The 2,212-nt window shown below is 57.0% G+C and carries 2 protein-coding genes; one reads left to right on the forward strand and one right to left on the reverse strand.

Annotated elements, in window-relative coordinates; translation table 11 throughout:
• Positions 1-446: 446 nt before the first annotated feature.
• Positions 447-935, forward strand: a complete 489-nt coding sequence (locus CJD38_RS18985) for a helix-turn-helix domain-containing protein (protein ID WP_436296051.1) — start codon at positions 447-449, stop codon at positions 933-935.
• A gap of 202 nt (positions 936-1,137) precedes the next feature.
• On the opposite strand, the gene CJD38_RS18490 is transcribed toward CJD38_RS18985, so the two are convergent.
• On the reverse strand, positions 1,138-2,212 hold a 1,075-nt coding region (locus tag CJD38_RS18490; RefSeq protein ID WP_170107383.1), incomplete at its 5' end, for an Ig-like domain-containing protein.

A 2,212-nucleotide genomic window follows, 5' to 3' on the forward strand; every position in this document is an offset into this window, starting at 1 on the left:
AGGTGATGCGTTCGCGGCGCAATTCTGAGCTCTATGAATTTGGCCCGACTCCGATGACGGAATCCATGCGGATTTCACGTTCGGAATATCTGCATCATGCATTTCATAACGAAGCGCTGCGCCCCGCTGGCGGCGACGATGGCGCTCGCTTGCTGCCACGCTTACGTAACGGTCAACCACTGGGCCGATTGATTCTGGGACGCGACTCTCGCAAACATCACAACCAGCTCGTCAGCCGCGCCGAACTACAACCGATGGCGCGCGTGCAGCATTGGATCGCTCACGCACTGGAGCCACGCGCTCCGACAGCAACACTCGAATACGACAACAAGGAATGTGCGCTGCNTCCGACAGCAACACTCGAATACGACAACAAGGAATGTGCGCTGCTCGTTGTGGGCGGTGATATGCGTCTGCGTCATTTATCCCCAAACGCTGAGCGACTAATGACGCTCGCATTTGGTGAGCACTGGCGTCAGAAAGGCTCGTTGCCAGAAGATCTGCTGCGAGTTCTGCGCTCAATACGCCAGATCAATCATCAGGATCATGCCGGGCAGCCGCCAGCCCTGGATAAAAACAGTCCTTGGGGGCGATTTAACTTCCGTGCATACATCCTCGATGCAACGCCGGAAAATGTCGGAGATCAAATTTCGACCGGCAATCACGTCATTGCCTACGGCATTACGGTGACGCATGAAGTCCCCGTTGCATTGCGTTTGATCGAAGCGGTGCATCGCACCCCACTGACGTCACGACAAACTGAAATTTGTTATTGGCTGGCGCGCGGAGCGCAGCATCGCGAAATTGCCGATCGCTGCGGCATCAGTATCAACACCGCGATTTATCACAGCCGTCAGATTTACGCGCACTTCAACGCCAGTAATCGCAATGAGCTCGCCGCCAACCTGCTCGCGTCGATCAAGACCCGGCTCTAGCCAAACTCATCACTGCATACGACGTGACAAGACGATATTGCCGCCCCTAAAACCCACACTGCGGCCTTAATTTACTGCGATCAATCAATTTCGCCTAAAAATCCCATCCGTAAAATGGCGCTGCACGGTTTTCAAAAGGCACGCGCCGCTTGCAGCGGTCCAGCCCTCGGACTGGGATCACATGAATTGCTGAGTGCCTTGCTCAAGGAGACAGGGTGAGACTCACAACACCGCTGCCGTTCGCGCTGCCGCCTGCGCCACTGACTTTGTCGATGCAGACGATATCCACCGAGTAAGAACCTACTTCCAGAAAACCACTGTTCTCGCCAATCTGACTCCGCCCATCGACGCTGGTGTGCCGCACTTCGAAGCCCTGGCCCAAGCTAACACTGACCTGTCCCGCGGAGGGCTTATCCGGTGGCGTGACTCCACTCGCGCTCGATACGACGTTAATTTCGTATCTCAACGCACCTTCACCTTCGATCCTGAAAGTGACGCTGCTGCCGCTGGCGCTGCTGCCGCCGTAAGCAACATCAGTCCTCCCGCCAGAGCCTGTTCCATTACCCGAGGCCCTGCAGCGCAACTCGATCTGGCCAGCATTTCCCGCGAAACCACTCACTGTAAATGAGCCTTCAGTATCAACACTCACATTCATTCCATCGAAATTCGCCCCCGCAGCCTCGGTGGTTTGGTCAGAGCCGGGTATTCCAGTCGTCTCATTGAAAAACCGACTCGTCTCAAACAGTGGCGCGGGACTCGCACAGACCCCGTTGCGAACAATAGGGCAGGCGATTGCATCCGCTCGACTCCCAACGTGCGCCCCAGTCACCCGCAGCGATGCCAACCCCGTCGGAACCTGAACCTGAACCGTCACCCGCCCCGCGGCGCTGCCGCCTTTGCCATCGATCACCGTGTATCCAAAGGTTTCGGTGCCGACGAATCGAATCGGTGCCTGATAGCTCAGCGCCTTGCCGGCATTGATGATATTGACGACACCCTGAGCCGGCTGAGAGACGGCACTTAGCGTCAGCGCATCGCCGTCTGCATCGCTATCGTTGGCCAACACCAAGATTGTCGTTGCCACAGTACTGCCCTTCACCACGTTGGCGCTGTCATTGACTGCCACTGGCGCGGTGTTGGTCGCTCTGGCGGTGTCGAGTTCTAGCGAGAGTGGATTGGCCGGCAGTAGCGAGGTCACCGCAAAAGCAGTGAACTCGCTGGCCCGGCCTTCATCGGGTGCGATAAAGGTGAAGTTAAAGGTGGTCTGTTCACCGCTC

Origin of the sequence: Stenotrophobium rhamnosiphilum, assembly GCF_003052265.1 — a bacterium.
Taxonomy (GTDB): Bacteria; Pseudomonadota; Gammaproteobacteria; order Nevskiales; family Nevskiaceae; genus Stenotrophobium; species Stenotrophobium rhamnosiphilum.